Source organism: Microbacterium sp. R1 (genome assembly GCF_015159725.1).
Taxonomy (GTDB): domain Bacteria; phylum Actinomycetota; class Actinomycetes; order Actinomycetales; family Microbacteriaceae; genus Microbacterium; species Microbacterium oxydans.
The window spans coordinates 1,278,277-1,296,419 of the sequence record NZ_JADDUD010000001.1 but is presented as its reverse complement, the minus strand read 5'-3'; the positions used below and the strand labels follow the sequence as shown (position 1 = coordinate 1,296,419).

The window sequence follows — 18,143 nt, the reverse complement described above, 5'->3', positions numbered from 1 at the left end:
ACCATCGAGCACGCAGGGATACCTGAGCGTAACCCGCCGCTTGGCCCCCCGCCGCCTTCAGCTAACGAACTGTTACTGAGTGGTGACCATCCGTAACACCCGCGAAACACCTGGAAACACCGGGAAACACAGGACGGTGTCGCGCTTCCGCACGGAAGCGCGACACCGTCTGCTCAGATGCGCACCGGCTCAGGCGAAGGCCTCCACCGGCGGGCAGGCGCACACGAGGTTCCGGTCGCCGTACGCCTGGTCGATGCGACGCACGGGCGGCCAGTACTTGCCGGCGACGAGCGCATGGACGGGGTAGGCGGCTTCCTCCCGCGTGTAGGGGTGCTCCCACTCCCCCGCGATGAGGGATACCGCGGTGTGCGGTGCATGCACCAGCGGATTGTCGTCCGCGGGCCAGCGCCCCGCCGCCACGGCTTCCGCCTCGGCCTTGATCATGATCATGGCCTCGATGAAGCGCTCGATCTCATCGAGGTCCTCCGACTCCGTCGGCTCGACCATGAGCGTGCCCGCGACGGGGAACGACATGGTCGGAGCGTGGAAGCCGTAGTCGATGAGGCGCTTGGCCACGTCGTCGACGGTGATTCCGGTCGCCTCCTTGAGCGGACGCAGATCGAGGATGCACTCGTGCGCGACGCGACCGTTCTCCCCCGTGTAGAGCACCGGGAAGTGGCCGCCCAGACGCTCGGCCATGTAGTTGGCGGAGAGCACGGCTGCCGCCGTGGCACGACGAAGACCGTCGGCACCCATCATGCGGACGTACGCCCACGAGATCGGCAGGATCCCCGCGGAACCGTAAGGAGCGGCCGAGATCACACCGCCATCGAACGTGTAGCCGCCGAAGTGCTCGGCGCGCTGCGCGAGCGGGTGCGAGGGAAGGTACGGGGCGAGGTGCGACTTCGCCGCCACCGGACCGATGCCAGGACCTCCCCCACCATGCGGGATGGCGAAGGTCTTGTGCAGGTTGAGGTGCGAGACGTCGCCGCCGAGGTCACCGAAGCGCGCGTAACCGAGCAGCGCGTTGAGGTTGGCCCCGTCGACGTACACCTGTCCGCCTGCGTCGTGCACGGCGGCCGTGATCTCGACGACCTGCTCCTCGTACACACCGTGCGTCGAGGGATAGGTGATCATCAGGGCCGAGAGGTCGTCGGCGTGCTGGGCGATCTTCGCGCGCAGGTCGTCGAGGTCGACGTTGCCGAGCTCGTCCGTCGCGACCACGACGACCTTCATGCCCGCGAGCACGGCCGATGCCGCATTCGTGCCATGGGCCGACGAGGGGATGAGGCACACGGTGCGGTGGGTGTCGCCGTTCGCGTGGTGGTACCCGCGGATGGCCAGGAGACCCGCGAGCTCACCCTGCGAACCGGCGTTCGGCTGCAGCGAGACCGCGTCATAACCGGTGACCTCGGCGAGCCAGCCCTCGAGCTGGTCGATGAGCTCGAGGTAGCCCTGCACATCGGACGCCGGGGCGAACGGGTGGATGCCGGCGAACTCGGGCCAGGTGATGGCAGCCATCTCGGTGGCGGCGTTGAGCTTCATGGTGCACGAGCCCAGCGGGATCATGCCGCGATCGAGTGCGTAGTCTCGGTCGGAGAGACTCTTCAGGTACCGCATCATGGCGGTCTCCGAGCGGTGCGAGTGGAACACCGGGTGCGTGAGGTACTCGTCCTGACGGAGCAGGTCTTCCGGGAGCCCCCGCAGCTTGTCCCCGCCGAACATGCCGAACGCGCGGTCGTTCTTGCCGCCGAAGACAGCCGTGACGTGGTGCAGCTCGCCGAGGGTCGTGGTCTCGTCGACGGCGATGCCGACCGTGTCGGCGTCGGCGACGTGCAGCAGGATCCCGTGATCGTCATGGGCCCGAGCGGCGAACTCCGCCGCACGACCGGGCACGCGCACCTGCAGGGTGTCGAAGAAGTCCGCGTGCACGACCTCCACCCCTGCCTCGGTCAGCCAGTCACGCAGCAGCGCCGCCTTCGCCGTGGTCTGGGTCGCGATCTCCCGCAGCCCGTCCGGACCGTGGTACACGGCGTACATCGACGCCATGACGGCGAGCAGCACCTGGGCGGTGCAGATGTTCGACGTGGCCTTCTCGCGGCGGATGTGCTGCTCGCGCGTCTGCAGCGAGAGACGATACGCGGGCTTGCCGTCGGCATCGACCGACACTCCGACGAGGCGACCGGGGAGCTGACGCTCGAGGCCGGAGCGGACGGCCATGTAGCCGGCGTGCGGACCGCCGAAGCCCATCGGCACGCCGAAGCGCTGGGTCGTGCCGACTGCCACGTCGGCGCCTAGTGAGCCGGGAGAGGCGATGAGGGTGAGAGCGAGCAGATCGGCGGCCGCGACCGCGAGAGCGCCGGAGAGGTGCGCGGCGTCGAACACGGCCGACGGATCCCAGACGCGACCGGATGCGCCGGGGTACTGCACGAAGACACCGAACAGGTCGGCGGGCAGCTCCTCGCCCGCGGCGAAATCGACCGTGACGATGTCGATACCGAGAGCCTCCGCGCGCGTGGCGAGCATCGCCTTGGTCTGCGGGAGCGCATCCGCGTCGACCGCGAACACGGTCGACGCCGACTTCGATGCGCGCCGCGAGAGCAGCATCGCCTCGACCACCGCGGTCGACTCGTCGAGCATGGACGCATTGGCCGTCGTGAGCCCGGTGAGTTCGGCGACCATGGTCTGGAAGTTGATGAGCGCTTCCAGACGCCCCTGGGAGATCTCCGGCTGGTACGGCGTGTAGGCCGTGTACCACGACGGGTTCTCCAGCACGTTCCGCTGGATCACCTGCGGCGTGATGGTGCCGTAGTACCCCAGGCCGATCATCGGTCGGTTCACGGTGTTGCGCGAGGCGAGCACCCGCAGCTCGGCGAGAGCCTCGGTCTCGCTCGCGGCAGAGGGGATGCGCGAAGGCGCGTCCGAGGAGTCGGACGACGGCCCGGTGTAGATCGACGCGGGCACGGCCTGGCGCATGAGCGCATCGACCGGGCTCAGCGCGCCATCGGCCCCTGGGGTGTCGAGACCCAGGGCCGCGAGCATCGTGCGCTGCGCGGCATCCGTGGGTCCGATGTGACGATCGGCGAAAGTGACCACTGGTGAATCAGCCCTCCGTGAGTGCGACGTACGCGTCGCGGTCGAGCAGTCCGTCCAGCGCACCGGCTGCGACGGAGACCTTGAGCAACCAGCCGCCCTCGAAGGGCGCGGCGTTCACCAGCGACGGATCGTCGACGGCCGCGTCGTTGATCTCGACGACGGTTCCCGAGACCGGCGCGTAGAGTTCGCCGACCGACTTCGTCGACTCGATCTCGCCGACGACCGCACCTGCGGTCACCTCGGTGCCGACGGCGGGGAGCTCGACGAACACGACGTCTCCCAGCTTCTCGGCGGCGTAGTCGGTGATGCCGATGGTCACGGTGTCGCCGTCGGCGGCGATCCACTCGTGCTCTTCGGTGTAGTGGAGTGCGGCGAGGTCGGTCATTTGGTCCTCCGATAGAAAGGCAGGGCGGTCACGGTCGCGGGGATCTTGGTTCCCCGCACGTCAAGGAATACTGCGGTTCCCTCTTCCGCGGAAGATGGGGTCACGTAGGCCATCGCGATCGGGTGGCCGAGAGTCGGGCTGAGAGCGCCACTCGTGATCTCTCCGAGCACGGATCCGTCTTCGTCGACGACGGCGTATCCGGCGCGTCCTGCCCGCTTGCCCTCGGCGACGAGGCCGACCAGGACCGGCGCTTCCGATGCCTCTGTCGAGTCCTCGAAGGACGAGAGCGCCTCCTTGCCGACGAAGTGCTCCTTCGCCATCACGACGACACGGCCGAGTCCGGCCTGCGAGGGGCGGGTGTCGGTGCTGAGCTCGTGGCCGTAGAGAGGCATCCCGGCCTCCAGACGCAACGTGTCCCGGGCGGCGAGGCCCGCAGGAACGAGATTATGCGGTTCGCCGGCAGCCAGCAGAGCGTCCCACAGGGCTGCGGCGTCGCCGGCAGGAACCAGCAGCTCGAAGCCGTCCTCCCCGGTGTAGCCCGTGCGTGCGATGAGCAGAGGCTCCCCGCGGAAGCGCGCGTCCGCCCAGGCGTAGTACTTCTGCTCCGCCCAGGGCGTGCTCAGCCCGTCGATGCCCGGCGTCGCAGCGAGAATCGCCTCGGCGGCCGGTCCCTGCACGGCGAGCAGCGCGAACAGGTCGGACACATCCTCCACATCGACACCGCGGTCGCCCAGGAATCCGGCGAAGGTGCGGTCCTCCCCCGGAGCCAGCGGCGGAAGCGCCCGCTCGACGAGCGACGGAAAGTCCCGCACGCGCTTGGCGAATCCCGAGTCCACGAAGCCACGGTTGCCGGCGTTGGCGATGACGAGGTAGCGGTCCTCCGCGAGCCGATACGCGATGACATCGTCGACGATTCCGCCGTTCTCATTCAGCATCAGCGAGTACTTCGCCTTGCCGACCGTCATGGCGGAGATGCGACCTGCGAGCGCGAAGTCGAGGAACTCGGCCGCCTTCTCGCCCGTGACGAGGAACTCGGCCATGTGCGAGATGTCGAAGATCCCCGCGTTCTGGCGCACGGCGTGGTGCTCGGCGAGGTCGGAGGTGTAACGCACCGGCATCTGCCAGCCACCGAAGTCGGTGAAAGACGCGCCGAGTGCCTCATGGCGTTCGCGCAGCGGGGTGTAGCGGGGGTCGGACATGGAGTTCTCCCGGGCTGTGTCGGGCGGAACGGCGGCATCGCCGTTCCTCGGAACTCCCCCTCTGTCATGGGCCTGAGAGCTTCACCCGTGCACGGAGGCGGGGTTTTCACCGTCGGCGGATCCGCACATGAGACGGATCGCTTTTCAGAGTGGCCGGAACCGCGCGGTACGCGTACCTGAGAGATTGGCGGGGAGGCTTGCTCCTTCGGTGCCCGGCTGCGTTCGCCGGGGCTCTCCCGCGTGGGTCATTCGGCCTGTCTTCAGTTGTGGGTTCAGTCTAGCCGGTCGGCCCGTCGGTGCCGGATTCGCTCGACGCGCGTTCGAATCGCGCGAATGGTCCCATCCTGGACTCGGAAGGGACCATTCGCGCGATTCGAAAGCGCGATTCGAAAGCGCGATTCGAAAGCGCGATTCGGAAGCGGGGTGCTGTGCGGCTATCAGCTGATGCCGAGTTCGGTTCGGACCTCGTCGCGGAGGCGGCCGAGGTTGTCGGGCTCGGGCGCGGCTCCGAGGAGAGTCTTGGTGTACTCGTGCTGCGGGTTGAGGATGACTTCGTCCGCGGGGCCCCGCTCGACGACATCGCCCTTGTAGAGCACCATGATCTCATCGGAGAAATGCCGGGCGGTCGCGAGGTCGTGCGTGATGTACAGCACCCCGAGGTTCTCCTCCCGCTGCAGATCCGCGAGCAGGTTCAACACGCCCAGCCGGATCGACACGTCCAACATGCTCACCGGTTCGTCGGCGACGATGAACCGCGCCCCCGGGGCCAGTGTCCGTGCGATCGCGACGCGCTGCCGCTGCCCACCCGACAGCTCATGCGGGCGACGCTCCGCAAAGCTCTCCCCCGGGCTGAGCCGCACCCGCTCCAACAACTCCACCGCCCTGGCACGCACCTGCGCACTGGAGAGCTGCGGGTGATGCAGGCGGATCGGCCGCTCCAAGTGATGCACGATCGTGTGGAACGGGTTCAACGACGCGAACGGGTCCTGGAACACCATCTGCACATCCGCGCGATACGCCTCCAACGCCCGCCCCCGAGTCCCGGACGGTTTCCCGTCGAGGAGGATCTCCCCACTGGTGGGGGTCTCCAACTTCATCAGCATCCGCGCGATCGTCGACTTCCCCGACCCCGACTCCCCCACCAGAGCGAGCGTCTTCCCGGCCTCGATCGTGAACGACACATCCTTCACCGCATGCAGGATGCTCGTCCTGAACCCGGAACGCAGGTGGAAGTCCTTGACGAGGTTCCGCGCCTCCAACGTCGCCGTCCCCGGCACCGTCGTCCCGGTGCTATTCGTATGGGTGGTCATCGGACGCCCTTCTGGCTCACACCGGTACGCACGAAATCGCCCCGCTCACCCTTCAACGACGGGAAACTCGACAACAACCGTCGCGTGTACTCATGCTGCGGGGAACGGTAGATCTCCTCCGCCGTCCCCTCCTCCACGATCTGCCCCTGCAACATGATCGCGATCCGGTCGCTGATCTCGATCAACATCGGCAGATCATGCGTGATGAAGATCACCGCGAACCCGAGCTTCTCCCGCAACCGCATGATCTCCCGGATGATGCCGCGCTGCACGACCACATCCAACGCCGTCGTCGGCTCATCCATGATCATCACCTGCGGATCCAACGCCAGAGCCATCGCGATCATCATCCGCTGACGCATACCCCCGGACAACTCATGCGGGAAACTCGACAACCGGGACGGATCCACCCCCACCAACGTGAGCAGCTCCTCCGCCCGCGCCGTCTTCGCCTTCTTACTCATCCCAGGACGATGCGTGTCGAAGATGTCGAAGATCTGCGCCCTCACACTGATCACCGGATTCAACGAGTTCATCGCGCCCTGGAACACCATCGAGATCTTGTCCCACCGGAACGCCCGAAGACCCTCCCCATCCAAACCCACGATGTCGATGTCATGACCGTCCCGGTCATGGAACACGATCTCTCCGCCCGTCATCAACGCCGGCGCCTTCAACAACCGGTTCATGCCGTACGCGAGAGTCGTCTTCCCACACCCCGACTCCCCGGCCAGGCCCAGGATCTCCCCACGGTTCAACGTCAGCGAGACGTTTCGCACGGCCTTCACCGGCGGATCCACCTCATACTCGATCGACACATTCCGCGCCGTCAGCACAGGCTCGCTCATGCGGTGACCCCCTTGGTCTTGGCGGCCTTGCGCACGCGGCGCGCGGCTTCGGGTGCATTGCGCAGCTTCGGGTTGATGACCTCGTCGATGGCGAAGTTGATCAGCGACAGGCCGGCGCCGAGGAGCGCGATCATGAGTCCCGGCGGGACGAACCACCACCAGGCCCCACGTCCGAGCGCCTGCCCCGACTGGGCGTCGTTGAGGATCGATCCCCAGGTGATCGACGAGTTGGGTCCGAGGCCGAGGTACGACAGGCCGGCCTCGCCGAGGATCGCGAAGATGATCGCGAAGAGGAACTGGGCCGCCAGCAGCGGCAGCAGGTTCGGCATGATCTCGACGAGGATGACGCGGAACGACCGCTCGCCCGCGACCTTCGAGGCGTAGACGTAGTCGCGTGTGCGGAGCGAGCGCGTCTGCAGCCGGAGCACGTACGCCGCCCCGGCCCAGGAGGTGATGCCGAGCACGAAGGCGACGAGCTGCCAGCTGCGCTGCGGGACGAACGAGGCGATGACCATCACCAGCGGCAGTCCGGGGATCACGATCATGACGTTCGTGAGCAGGGCGAGGCCGTCTTCACGCCACCCACCCAGGTAGCCGGCGAGCACACCGAACAGGAGGGAGAGGACGATCGCGATGCTGCCGGCCGTCACGCCGATGAGCAGCGAGCCCTGGGCACCGGTCGCGAGCTGGGCGAACATGTCGTTGCCGAGCTTGGTCGTGCCGAGCCAGTGCTCGGCCGACGGCGGCTGAAGCGCTGGGTTGGCCGTGCTCCGCGGGTTCTGGGAGAAGATCGGCGCGATGATCGCGAACAGCACGATCGCCAGCACGATGCACACGCCCACGATGAACTTCGGCGAGGTGCTGGGCAGGATGCGGCGACGCTTTCGTTCCTGACGCTGTGTGGCGAGAGCGACGGTGCCCTCAGGGGCGACGGTGGGTGGCTCCTCCGTGAGGAGCGGGTTCTTCGTGTCAGACATTCTGGCGAGCCCTCGGGTCGATGAAGCCATAGACGAGGTCCATGATGAAGTTGGCGGCGAGCACCGTGAGCGTGATGACGAGGAACAGCCCCTGCATCAGCGCGTAGTCGTTGTTGGTCACGGCCTGGAACATCAGCTTGCCGATGCCGGGGTAGGTGAACACCTGCTCCATGACGATGGAGCCGGCCACGACGAAACCGAGCGTGATCGAGAAGCCGGCGATCGAGGGGATCGCGGCGTTGCGGGCAGCGTAGGTGGTGAGCACCCGGCGCGGGCGCAGGCCCTTGGCCTCGGCCGTGAGCACATAGTCCTCGGCGAGCGTCGAGACCATCATGTTGCGCATGCCGAACATCCAGCCGCCGACCGAGCTGATCACGATGGTGACGGCGGGAAGGATGGCGTGGGCGACGGCGTCGCTGAAGAAGGCCCACGTCGGCTCGGGGCCGTCGGGGAAGTCGAACACGTCGTAGCCGCCGAAGATGGGGAACCAGCCGAGGCCGACCGCGAACACCGCCACCAGGATCAGCGCCATCCAGAAGTACGGGATCGACTGCAGCACGGTCGTTGCCGGGATCAGGTGGTCGACCCAGGTGCCGCGCTTCCAGCCGGCCCAGGCCCCGAGCACGACGCCGAGGACGAAGGAGATGACCGTCGCGGTGCCGACGAGGATGAGCGTCCAGGGAAGAGCACCGGCGATGAGCTCCGTCACCGGGGTGGGGAACTTCGTCACCGAGACGCCGAGGTCGCCCTGGAACATCCGCCCCCAGTACGCGAGGTACTGATCCCACAGCGACGAGTCGTCGCCGCCGAGCAGGAGCCTGATATTGCGGATGGTCGTCTCTGAGACGTCGCCGCCCGCCCGCTGCATCTTGGCGATCATGATGTCGGCGGGGTTTCCCGGCATGAGCCGGGGAAGAAAGAAGTTGATGGATATCGCGGCCCAGAGCGTGAACGCGTAGAACCCGATTCTTCGTGCATAGAACTTCATGTCACTGTTTCCTGACTTCCTTCTTCCCCGACTCCTCTCGTGTTACTTGACCGGCTGCAGCTGCGTCAGGACGTAGCCTGCCGCAATCGCACCCCAGGACGGCGGGAAGGCGTAGAGGTCTTCCTCCGTCGGCCAGCCCGTGTAGTCCTTCGTGTTGTAGAAGGTCTGCGTCGCGTTGATGACGAGCGGGATGTAGGGCAGGTCACGCACGATCTCGGTCTGGATCGTGGCGTACAGCTCCTTCTTCGTCGCCTCGTCGTTCGTGCTGATCGCCGACTGGATCGCCGTGTCGACGACCGGGTTGCTGTAGCGGCTGAAGTTCCAGCGTCCTGCGGGGATCTCGGTGCCGACCGGGGTCGTCGACTCGACGGCCGTGCCGCCGAACCAGTCGCGGTAGATCTGGAACGGGTCGGCGACGGACGTGCCGATCACACCACCCATGATGAGCTGGAACTCGCCACCCTGACGGGAATCGGAGAACTCCTGCCACTGCACCGTCGATGCCGTGATCTTGATGCCTGCGGCCTCGGCCTGCTCGGCGATCAGCTTCGCGGCGTCGTTGTAGTCGGTCCAGCCGTCGACCGAGGTGAGCGTGAGCTCGAGCGGAACCCCGCCCTTCTCGTAGATGCCGCTCGAACCCTTGGTGTAACCGGCGGCCTCGAGGATCGAACCGGCCTCGGCGGCGTTGGCCTCCTGCGGGCTGACCTCGTTGGCCGGGTCGGCGAGCCACTTCTCGTCGCGCGGCAGCAGCGTGAAAGCCGGCGAGATGTCGCCCGTGAGGCCGACGAATGCCTTGTCCTTGATGATGCCGCGGTCGATCGCCACGTTGAGTGCCTGACGCACCGCGACGTCCGTCTGCGGGCCGGTGCAGCCGAGCTCGGCGTTCGAGCAGGTGTAGAGCACCGTCGGGTCCTGCGGGGTGTTGATCCAGTCGATCTTGCCGTTGCCGGTCACGTCATCCGGGTTGGGGATGAACATGCCGGTCCAGTCGAGCTTGCCGGCGGCGAGCAGGTCCTGTGCCGTCTGGTTGTTGTCGACCGCGATGTACTGGACCTTCTTGACGCCGAGCTTGTCGGCATCGCGGTAGTTCTTGTTCGCGACGAGGGTGTAGGACTCGCTCGTGGTCTTGTCGACCACGTAGGGGCCGGATCCGACGGGCTCTTCGTTCGTGAAGTTGGCGAAGTCTTTGACGTCCTTCCAGACGTGCTCGGGGAGGATGTAGCTCGACCCCATCCGCTGGAACTCGGTCGTGTACTGGGCAGACGAGTACGTCAGCACGGCGGTGGTGTCGTCCGTGGCCTCGGCGGAGATCAGACCGTTGCCCTCGGGGTTGTTGGCCTCGTAATTGAACGAGAACGCGACGTCCTTGGCGGTCAGGGGCTCACCGTCGCTCCACTTGAGGTCGGGCTTGATGGTGACCGTGATCACCGTGCCGTCCTCGTTGTACTCGAACGAGTCGCCGATCAGGCCGACCGGCTCGGAGTCCGCGGTCTTGTTGTAGAAGAACAGCGGCTCGTAGATCGGCCCGAGCGCGCCGTGGAGCACGGTCGGAGCGAACGGGTTGTAGTTCGCGGCGATGGGGGTCTGGCTGCCGGCCCAGACACGCAGGGCCTTGTCGCCATCGGCGTTGCCACTGTCGCTGCCGCCGCCACAGGCGGTGAGGCCCAGGGCGAGGACGGATGCACCGGCAATCGCGGTGAGCGCGATCTTGCGCCTTCCGTTACGGATCATTTCTCTTGTTTCCTCTCGGTGCTGCACTGCAGGAGGGATCGCTCCGGATGGAGCAGAACCCCGGAGGTGGGGTTCGCGGGCCCGGGGAGACGACCGGCGGCCGCTCCCGAAGGGGTTTGTTAGGACAGTAACCTAACAAACCCCGTCCTCGTGGACAAGCCTCCTCGCGCTCCCCAGATAACGTTTCGGACTCAGCCCGAATCCTCGTCACAGAGGACCACTAAGAGTCTCGATGACACTAAGATCGACATCGGAGGTTAAGGTGCGAATGACTCAAAGCGGTGCCATCCGAGTCGCCGTCTCGACGGTGATCCTGACGCTGCGGAGGACCGACGACGGACGGGCGGTGCTCTCCCTGCCCCTCGTGCTGCGCACGCGCGAGCCCTTCGCCGGCCAGTGGGCACTCCCCGGAGGTTGGCTCACCTCGACGGAGTCTCCCGTCGATGCCGCGGCCCGCACCCTCGCCGAGACAACGGGACTCGCCCCCAGCTACCTCGAGCAGCTGTATGCCTTCGGAGCGGTCGACCGCTCCCCCACGCGGGTCGTCTCCATCGTGTACTGGGCCCTGTTGCGGCAGGACGACGTGACCGCGCAGAGCGCCGCACATCGCGCAGCCGGGCACTATCCCGAGAACGTCCGCTGGTTCGACGTCGAGGAGCTGCCGGACCTCGCGTTCGACCATGACCGGATCGTCGAGTACGCGCTGTGGCGACTGCGCAACAAGGTGGGGTACAGCCGAGTCGCACAGGGGTTCCTCCCCGCCGAGTTCACGCTCGCCGAGTTGCGCGAAGCCTATGAATCGATCCTCGGACGCGCCCTCGACCCCGCCAACTTCCGTCGCCAGGTGGAGGCGGCGGGCAATCTGCTCCCGACCGACCGGTTCCGCACCGGAAGCCACCGGCCCGCACGTCTGTATCGCGACAACACCGACATCGAGCTCGCCGATCGCGGCCCGCTCCGACCCGAGGAAACGAGCATCCGATGAGCATCACCTTCGTCCCCGCTCCCGCCGTACCGCCGCTGGATCCCTCCGTCGACCATGCGATCCAGGCGATCGTCACCGGCGCGTCCACGGACGCCACGTGCGCCACCGACCTCGCCGCCGGCCCGTGGGACTTCGACGCACGACCGGGGTACGGCCCCGGCTCCTCGATGGGCGATGTCATTCCGACCGGAGCCCCGCGACAGGGCGAGCTGCCTTCCGAGTACCGCGAGGCTTCGGAAGAGGAACTCGACGGGAGGATCCGGGCGGCGAAGGCCACGCTCGGCGACCGGGTGCTGATCCTCGGGCACTTCTATCAGCGCGAAGAGGTCGTGCAGCACGCGGACTACGTCGGGGACTCGTTCCAGCTGGCGACGGCGGCGAAGGGCAGAGCCGATGCCGAGGCGATCGTGTTCTGCGGCGTGCACTTCATGGCCGAGACCGCCGATCTGCTCTCGCAACCCGATCAGGCGGTGATCCTCCCCAATCTCGCCGCGGGGTGCTCGATGGCCGACATGGCCGACATCGACCAGGTCGAGGAGTGCTGGGAGCAGCTCGAGGACGTCTTCGGAGACCTCGCGGCCGCAGACGCCGACGGCCGCGTGCCCGTGATCCCCGTGACGTACATGAACTCCTCGGCGGCGATCAAAGGCTTCGTCGGGCGACACGGCGGGATCGTGTGCACGTCGTCGAATGCGCGGACCGTGCTGGAGTGGGCATTCGAGCGGGGGCGGCGGGTCCTGTTCTTCCCCGACCAGCACCTGGGCCGCAACACCGCCAAGGCCATGGGAGTGCCGCTCGATCAGATGCCCATGTGGAACCCGCGGCGAGCGCTGGGCGGCTCGTCCGCCGAGCAGTTGCTCGACTCGCGTGTCATCCTGTGGCACGGGTTCTGCTCCGTGCACCGACGCTTCACGGTCGACCAGATCGACCAAGCGCGCACCGATCACCCCGGTGTCCGCGTGATCGTGCACCCCGAATGTCCGATGGAGGTCGTCGACGCCGCCGACGAAGCAGGGTCGACCGAGTACATCCGCCGGGCGATCGACACGGCGACCGAACCGACCACCTTCGCGATCGGCACCGAGATCAACCTCGTCCGTCGACTTGCTGCGCAGTATCCGCAGCACGAGATCTTCTGCCTCGACCCCGTGGTGTGCCCGTGCTCGACGATGTACCGCATCCACCCCGGCTACCTCGCGTGGGTGCTGGAGGAGCTGGTGGCCGGTCGCACGCCGAACCGCATCACCGTGTCCGACGACGTCGCCGCCCCCGCTCGGGTGGCGCTGGAACGGATGCTCGCGGCGAAGCCCCCGGCGGTCGCGGGCACACGATGAAGGTCATCATCGTCGGGTCGGGCATCGCGGGGCTCACCGCGGCGCTGCACGCGCACGAGTCGGGTCACGACGTGACGATCGTCACCAAGGGTGACCTCGGCGACGGCTGCACCGGGTTCGCTCAGGGGGGTGTCGCCGGAGCGTACGGCCCGGGCGACTCCCCGTCGTCGCATGCCGCCGACACGCAGATCGCCGGCGCCGGGCTGTCCGATCCGGACGCGGTGAGTGTGCTGGTCGCCGACGGCGCGGAGCGGATCGCCGAGCTGATCGCACGGGGTGTCGGCTTCGACCGCGACGACGACGGTTCACTGCGACTCGGACGCGAGGCGGCGCACAGCCACGCCCGCATCGCGCATGCGGGCGGCGATGCCACCGGGGCGGCGATCTCCGCGGCCCTCGTCGAATGCGCACGTCGCGCGCGCATCCCTGTTCTCACCGGCGCTTTCCTGGTCGACCTCGTGAAGCGCGACGGTGTCGTTCGGGGTATCCGAATCCGTCGCGACGGTGTGCTCTCGACCCTCCAGGCCGACGCCGTGATCCTCGCCACCGGCGGTGCCGGCCAGCTCTACGCCCACACCACCAACCCCGGAGGAACGACGGGTGACGGCATCGCCGCCGCGCTTCGCGCAGGTGCAGCGGTCGCCGATCTGGAATTCGTCCAGTTCCATCCCACCGTCCTCGCCTCCGGCCCGGCGTTCCTGATCTCCGAGGCGGTGCGCGGTGAGGGCGCGGTTCTGGTGGACGACCGTGGCCGCCGGTTCGTGTTCGACAGCCACCCCGACGGTGAGCTCGCGCCGCGGGACGTGGTGTCGCGAGCGATCGCACGGCGTGCCGCGGCTCAGGCTGCGCCCGTCAGGCTCGACGCCACGATGCTCGGAGCCCGCACGCTCGCGCTCCGCTTCCCGACCATCGACCGTGTCACGAGAGAGCGTGGCTTCGACTGGGCGAAGAGCCCCCTACCCGTGACCCCGGCGGCGCATTACCTGATGGGCGGCGTGGTCACCGACCTCGACGGACGCACCACGGTGCCAGGGCTCTTCGCCGTAGGAGAGGTCGCCCGCACTGGCGTGCACGGGGCCAACCGGCTGGCATCGAACTCCCTGCTCGAGGGCGCGGTCTTCGGGGCTCGCGCGGCGGCAGCGCTCACGGTGCCCTGGCCTCTTCCGGAACAGGAGCACACCCCTCCCGAGGTGAGCCTCGACGCGAACCTCGCTGACCCCGAACCGGGGTTCACCCGCTCCGCACTGCAGCGGCTGATGTGGGACGAAGTGGGCCTGCTGCGCACGGGCGAGGGCCTCACCCGGGCGCTCGGAGTGCTGCAGGGATGGGCCGGCGTCCCCACCACGCCCACGACCGTGACGGAGCACGAGGATGCGAACCTGCTGCTCCTCGCGCAGGCGACGACGGCGGCGGCTCTGAAGCGCACCGTTTCCGTCGGAGCACATCATCGTGTCGACACGGATGCGACAGGTGCCCCTCCTTCATCCCCCACATCCTCATCGATCCTGGAGACCGTCTGATGCTGACCCCCGCCACTCTGCACCGCGTCGTCGGCGCCGCACTGGAGGAAGACGCTCCGTGGGGCGACCTCACGAGCACGACGCTGCTGCCCGCCGAGGCCACGGCCACGGCCGATCTCGTCGCACGAGAAGCCGGGGTCTTCAGCGGAGGCGAGGTCTTCGCCGCCGCCTTCCGTCTCACTGATCCGTCCGTCCAGGTGGATCTGCACGTCGGCGACGGTGACGAGTTCGTTGCAGGAGACGTCCTCGCCTCGGTATCCGGTGCGGCGCGCAGCGTACTGACCGCGGAGCGCGTCGCCTTGAACTTCACGCAGCGGATGAGCGGCATCGCCACGCTCACCGCCGCCTACGTGGCGGCCGTCGACAGCACCGAGACGCGGATCGCCGACACCCGCAAGACCACTCCCGGTCTGCGCGCCTTCGAGCGTCACGCCGTCGAGTCGGGCGGCGGCCGCAATCACCGGCACTCCCTGTCCGACGCGGTGATGGCGAAGGACAACCACCTCGCGGTGCTGAAACGCTCGGGCCTCGACCTCGCGGCCGCCCTGCGCGCGGCCCTGTCCCGGCTCCCCCATACGACCCACGTCGTCGTCGAGGTCGACCGTCTCGACCAGATCGACGCCGTCCTGGACGGTGGAGCGGACACCGTGCTGCTCGACAACTTCTCGCTGGACGACCTGGAGCGGGGCGTGGCCCTCATCGGCGGTCGAGCCATCGTCGAAGCCTCGGGCGGTGTCACCCTCGACACGGTCGGCGAGATCGCACTCACCGGCGTCGACGTGATCTCGGTCGGAGCTCTGACGCATTCCGCCCGCGCCCTCGATCTCGGCCTGGATCTGCGGATCGACTGACGGTCATGCTCTACCTCGATCACGCGGCGACCTCACCGGTGCGTCCGGAAGTGCTCGAAGCGATGCGTCCCTTCCTCGCCGGGGTGTTCGGCAATCCGTCGAGTCACCATACGGCGGGCGAGGCCGCGCAGAGCGCCCTCGACGGCGCCAGGGCACGGGTGGCGCGCGTGCTGGGGATGCGGACGAACGACGTCGTGTTCACCGCAGGAGGAACAGAGGCGAACAACCTCGCGGTCAAGGGCATCGCGCTCGCCGCTCTGGAGGCGGGACGGCGCCACCTGGTCATCTCCCCCATCGAACACGAGTCGATCCTCGAGTCCGCCGGGTATCTCCGACGCTTCCACGGCGTCGAGGTGACGATGATCCCGGTGGACTCCCGAGGGCGTATCGCCCCGGATGCGCTGACCGCGGCCATCAGGGAAGACACGTCGCTGGTGTCGTTCGGTCACGCGAACAACGAGATCGGGACGGTGCAGGACGTCACAGCCCTGGCAGCCGTCACGAGCGCGGTGAAGGTCCCCCTGCACCTCGATGCCGTGCAGTCGGCCGGGTGGCTTCCCCTGCGGGATCTCGGTGCCGATGCGTTGTCGATCGCTGGTCACAAGCTGGGTGCCCCCAAGGGTATCGGTGCGCTCGCGGTCCGCGGACGCGTTCCCGTGGAGCCCCTGCTGCACGGCGGCGGTCAGGAACGCGGTCGACGATCCGGCACCGAGAACGTCGCGGGAGCGGTGGCGTTGGCGACGGCCCTGGAACTCGCCGAGCGGGAGCGAGAACTCGTGGCGGCGCGGGTCGCCGCCACGAGCCTACGCTTCGCCGCCCTGGTACTCGCCGCCGTGCCTGCAGCAGCACTCACCGGCGACCCGGTACATCGTCTGCCCGGCACCGCGAGCTTCACGTTCGCCGGCACCAGCGGGGAGGCCGTGCTGCTCGAGCTCGAGCGCCGCGGAGTGATCTCCTCGAGCGGATCGGCGTGCGCGGCGGGCAGCGACGACCCCTCGCACGTGCTGCTCGCCTGCGGAATCGCCCCCGAGGTCGCACAGACGTCGGTGCGCTTCACGTTCGGTCGCGAGGAGCTGGCCACGGACGCTCCCGAGCGCCTGGCGGCGCTCGTCGCGGAATCCGTGCGCGCGGCCCGGGGCTGATGCCCGGCCATAGACTCGGCACGTGACTGCCTCCGCCCCGATCGTGACGCTGATCGTCCCCGGACGCGACATCGCCGCCTTCGCCCCCGCTGCGCTCGACTCGCTCCGCGCACAGACCGAACCCCGCTGGCGGGCGATCCTGATCGACGACGGTTCGACCGACGAGACGGGCGCGATCTTCGATGACGCGGCCTCCGCTGACCGACGTTTCACGACGATCCGCCATGACGCCTCCCGTGGCCTCGGCGCCGCCCGCAATGCCGGTCTCGCCCTGGTGGACACCCCCTACCTCGGCTTCCTCGACGGCGACGACGAACTGCGGCCGGACGCCCTCGCCCGGATGACGCACACACTCGAACGGACCGGAAGCGATTTCGTCGCCGGAGCCTACGTGCGCGCACGCCCTCAGGGAGATGCGTACCTCGCCGGTCGCGTGCAGCCCTGGGTATCCGCGGCCACCTCCCCGGAGAGGCTGGGCACCACGCTCACCGCACATCCCCGGGCGGTGTCGAACATCGTCGCCTGGTCGAAGCTGAGTCGCACTCCTTTCTGGCAGGATCTCCGCTTCCCGGAGGGCGTCGCCTACGAGGACCAGATCGTCGCCCAGCAGATGTACACCCGCGCACGGGCGTTCGACGTCATCCCGGATGTGGTCGTGCACTGGCGTCTCCGCGCCGACGGCACCTCGATCACCCAGGGCAAAGGTCGGCTCCCCGTAGTGCGCGACTACCTGGCAGCTCTGCGCGGCGGCATCCGCGTGCTGCACGACGCCGGCGCACGTGCCTCGGTCGTAGCGCGGATCGAGCTGATCCTCGCCATGGACATCCCCTCCCTCCTCGACATCGCGGAGCAGCACACCGACCCGGCATACGCCGCCGAGGTCGACGCCTTCATCGCCGAGCTCCGGGCACTCCCCGAGTTCGCCGATGCCACTCCAGACCCCTCCCTCGCCGCGGCTCTCGCCTGGTGAGGGCGGACCACCGATCGGCGGACACATGAACGACTACCTCTCTTCGCTGTTCTCCCTCGAGGGACGCACCGCTGTCGTGACGGGCGGCAGCTCCGGCATCGGTCGAGGGATCGCCACCGCGCTCGCTCGTGCCGGCGCGGCCACGGTCGTGGTCGCCCGCGGTGAGGAACGCATCCGCGAGACCGTCGATGAGCTGCGTGCGCTCGGCTGCCGGGCGACCGGTGTCGTCGGCGATCTCAGCACGAGGCACGGAATCCACGCCGTCGCCGCAGCGGCTGTCGAGCCCTTCGGGGAACCGGACATCCTCGTCAACTCGGCAGGCATCAACATCCGGCCGCCCTTCCCCGACATCACCGAAGAAGACTGGGACGCCACGATGACGGTCAACGCGCTCGCACCGTTCCTGCTCGGCCAGCAGTTCGCGAAGGGCATGGCCGCACGCGGATACGGCCGCCTCATCCACATCAGCTCCCAGCAGGCGCACCGGGCCTTCGTGGGCAGCGGTGTGTACGGTGCGTCGAAGGGTGCCGTGGAGTCGCTCATGCGCTCGGAGGCCGAGGCCTGGGGCGGGACGGGCGTCACGAGCAACACGCTGGTGCCGGGGTTCGTGCTCACGCCGTTGAACGCCCGCCTGCAACAGGACCCAGAGAAGGTCGCCGAGCTCGCGGCCCGCACGATGATCGGACGCAACGGTCTGCCGAGCGACTTCGCGGGTGCGGCGGTGTTCCTGGCCGGGGCAGGATCGGGCTACGTCACCGGTCACTCGCTGTTCGTCGACGGCGGGCTGTCGGTGCACTGACCTGAGAC

Annotated in this window: 15 protein-coding genes and 1 riboswitch; of the genes, 7 read left to right on the top strand and 8 right to left on the bottom strand. The window is 68.0% G+C overall.

From position 1 onward, the window contains the following. Positions 1-189: 189 nt before the first annotated feature. From gcvP to ILP86_RS06465, 8 genes are all read right to left on the bottom strand, one after another. On the bottom strand, positions 190-3,042 hold the full coding sequence (gene gcvP / locus ILP86_RS06500; protein WP_227751087.1) for an aminomethyl-transferring glycine dehydrogenase: 2,853 nt from the start codon (positions 3,040-3,042) through the stop codon (positions 190-192). A gap of 61 nt (positions 3,043-3,103) precedes the next feature. Further along, positions 3,104-3,481 carry a glycine cleavage system protein GcvH gene (gene gcvH / locus ILP86_RS06495; protein WP_046749583.1) on the bottom strand — a complete coding sequence of 126 codons (378 nt, stop codon included), beginning with the start codon at positions 3,479-3,481 and terminating at the stop codon, positions 3,104-3,106. Beyond that, positions 3,478-4,680, bottom strand: coding sequence for a glycine cleavage system aminomethyltransferase GcvT (locus ILP86_RS06490; RefSeq protein ID WP_193761642.1), 1,203 nt, complete (start codon positions 4,678-4,680; stop codon positions 3,478-3,480). The genes gcvH and ILP86_RS06490 overlap by 4 nt, the downstream gene beginning before the upstream one ends. Positions 4,681-4,834: 154 nt before the next feature. Further along, positions 4,835-4,929, bottom strand: a riboswitch (glycine riboswitch). A 188-nt stretch (positions 4,930-5,117) separates the two neighbouring features. Further along, the gene (locus ILP86_RS06485) at positions 5,118-5,990 is read right to left on the bottom strand and encodes an ABC transporter ATP-binding protein (RefSeq protein WP_193761641.1); all 873 of its coding nucleotides are present in this window, start codon (positions 5,988-5,990) and stop codon (positions 5,118-5,120) included. Further along, a complete protein-coding gene (locus ILP86_RS06480; protein ID WP_193761640.1) occupies positions 5,987-6,838 on the bottom strand; it encodes an ABC transporter ATP-binding protein in 852 nt (283 codons plus the stop codon). Before ILP86_RS06480 ends, ILP86_RS06485 begins: the two co-directional genes overlap by 4 nt. Further along, positions 6,835-7,815 (bottom strand): ABC transporter permease, encoded by a 981-nt coding sequence (locus ILP86_RS06475; RefSeq protein ID WP_058631909.1) that lies wholly within the window; start codon positions 7,813-7,815, stop codon positions 6,835-6,837. Before ILP86_RS06475 ends, ILP86_RS06480 begins: the two co-directional genes overlap by 4 nt. Then, a complete protein-coding gene (locus ILP86_RS06470; protein ID WP_058631908.1) occupies positions 7,808-8,803 on the bottom strand; it encodes an ABC transporter permease in 996 nt (331 codons plus the stop codon). Before ILP86_RS06470 ends, ILP86_RS06475 begins: the two co-directional genes overlap by 8 nt. A 42-nt stretch (positions 8,804-8,845) precedes the next feature. Next, positions 8,846-10,534 carry an ABC transporter substrate-binding protein gene (locus ILP86_RS06465; RefSeq protein ID WP_046749589.1) on the bottom strand — a complete coding sequence of 563 codons (1,689 nt, stop codon included), beginning with the start codon at positions 10,532-10,534 and terminating at the stop codon, positions 8,846-8,848. 268 nt (positions 10,535-10,802) lie between these two features. Between ILP86_RS06465 and ILP86_RS06460 the strand changes: the two genes are divergently transcribed. From ILP86_RS06460 to ILP86_RS06430, 7 genes are read left to right on the top strand one after another with little or no spacing between them, the layout of a single operon-like run. Then, positions 10,803-11,519: an NUDIX domain-containing protein gene (locus ILP86_RS06460; RefSeq protein ID WP_193761639.1), complete on the top strand. Its 717-nt coding sequence runs from the start codon at positions 10,803-10,805 to the stop codon at positions 11,517-11,519. Continuing rightward, complete coding sequence (gene nadA, locus ILP86_RS06455; protein ID WP_193761638.1) at positions 11,516-12,853, top strand: quinolinate synthase NadA; 1,338 nt, start codon at positions 11,516-11,518, stop codon at positions 12,851-12,853. Before ILP86_RS06460 ends, nadA begins: the two co-directional genes overlap by 4 nt. Beyond that, positions 12,850-14,373, top strand: coding sequence for an L-aspartate oxidase (gene nadB, locus ILP86_RS06450; protein WP_193761637.1), 1,524 nt, complete (start codon positions 12,850-12,852; stop codon positions 14,371-14,373). The genes nadA and nadB overlap by 4 nt, the downstream gene beginning before the upstream one ends. Then, positions 14,373-15,224 (top strand): carboxylating nicotinate-nucleotide diphosphorylase, encoded by an 852-nt coding sequence (gene nadC / locus ILP86_RS06445; RefSeq protein ID WP_193761636.1) that lies wholly within the window; start codon positions 14,373-14,375, stop codon positions 15,222-15,224. Before nadB ends, nadC begins: the two co-directional genes overlap by 1 nt. 5 nt (positions 15,225-15,229) lie before the next feature. Next, positions 15,230-16,366: a cysteine desulfurase family protein gene (locus tag ILP86_RS06440; protein ID WP_193761635.1), complete on the top strand. Its 1,137-nt coding sequence runs from the start codon at positions 15,230-15,232 to the stop codon at positions 16,364-16,366. Between the two features lie 22 nt (positions 16,367-16,388). Further along, positions 16,389-17,336 (top strand): glycosyltransferase family 2 protein, encoded by a 948-nt coding sequence (locus tag ILP86_RS06435; RefSeq protein WP_193761634.1) that lies wholly within the window; start codon positions 16,389-16,391, stop codon positions 17,334-17,336. Positions 17,337-17,361: 25 nt separating this feature from the next. Then, positions 17,362-18,135 (top strand): SDR family NAD(P)-dependent oxidoreductase, encoded by a 774-nt coding sequence (locus ILP86_RS06430; protein ID WP_179515904.1) that lies wholly within the window; start codon positions 17,362-17,364, stop codon positions 18,133-18,135. Positions 18,136-18,143 lie beyond the last annotated feature (8 nt).

Coding starts and splice junctions, on each gene's coding strand:
- gcvP (WP_227751087.1), bottom strand. CDS start 3,042: ATGCTCGCGGCCCTGGGTCTCGACACCCCAGGGGCCGATGGCGCGCTG.
- gcvH (WP_046749583.1), bottom strand. CDS start 3,481: ATGACCGACCTCGCCGCACTCCACTACACCGAAGAGCACGAGTGGATC.
- ILP86_RS06490 (WP_193761642.1), bottom strand. CDS start 4,680: ATGTCCGACCCCCGCTACACCCCGCTGCGCGAACGCCATGAGGCACTC.
- ILP86_RS06485 (WP_193761641.1), bottom strand. CDS start 5,990: ATGACCACCCATACGAATAGCACCGGGACGACGGTGCCGGGGACGGCG.
- ILP86_RS06480 (WP_193761640.1), bottom strand. CDS start 6,838: ATGAGCGAGCCTGTGCTGACGGCGCGGAATGTGTCGATCGAGTATGAG.
- ILP86_RS06475 (WP_058631909.1), bottom strand. CDS start 7,815: ATGTCTGACACGAAGAACCCGCTCCTCACGGAGGAGCCACCCACCGTC.
- ILP86_RS06470 (WP_058631908.1), bottom strand. CDS start 8,803: ATGAAGTTCTATGCACGAAGAATCGGGTTCTACGCGTTCACGCTCTGG.
- ILP86_RS06465 (WP_046749589.1), bottom strand. CDS start 10,534: ATGATCCGTAACGGAAGGCGCAAGATCGCGCTCACCGCGATTGCCGGT.
- ILP86_RS06460 (WP_193761639.1), top strand. CDS start 10,803: ATGACTCAAAGCGGTGCCATCCGAGTCGCCGTCTCGACGGTGATCCTG.
- nadA (WP_193761638.1), top strand. CDS start 11,516: ATGAGCATCACCTTCGTCCCCGCTCCCGCCGTACCGCCGCTGGATCCC.
- nadB (WP_193761637.1), top strand. CDS start 12,850: ATGAAGGTCATCATCGTCGGGTCGGGCATCGCGGGGCTCACCGCGGCG.
- nadC (WP_193761636.1), top strand. CDS start 14,373: ATGCTGACCCCCGCCACTCTGCACCGCGTCGTCGGCGCCGCACTGGAG.
- ILP86_RS06440 (WP_193761635.1), top strand. CDS start 15,230: ATGCTCTACCTCGATCACGCGGCGACCTCACCGGTGCGTCCGGAAGTG.
- ILP86_RS06430 (WP_179515904.1), top strand. CDS start 17,362: ATGAACGACTACCTCTCTTCGCTGTTCTCCCTCGAGGGACGCACCGCT.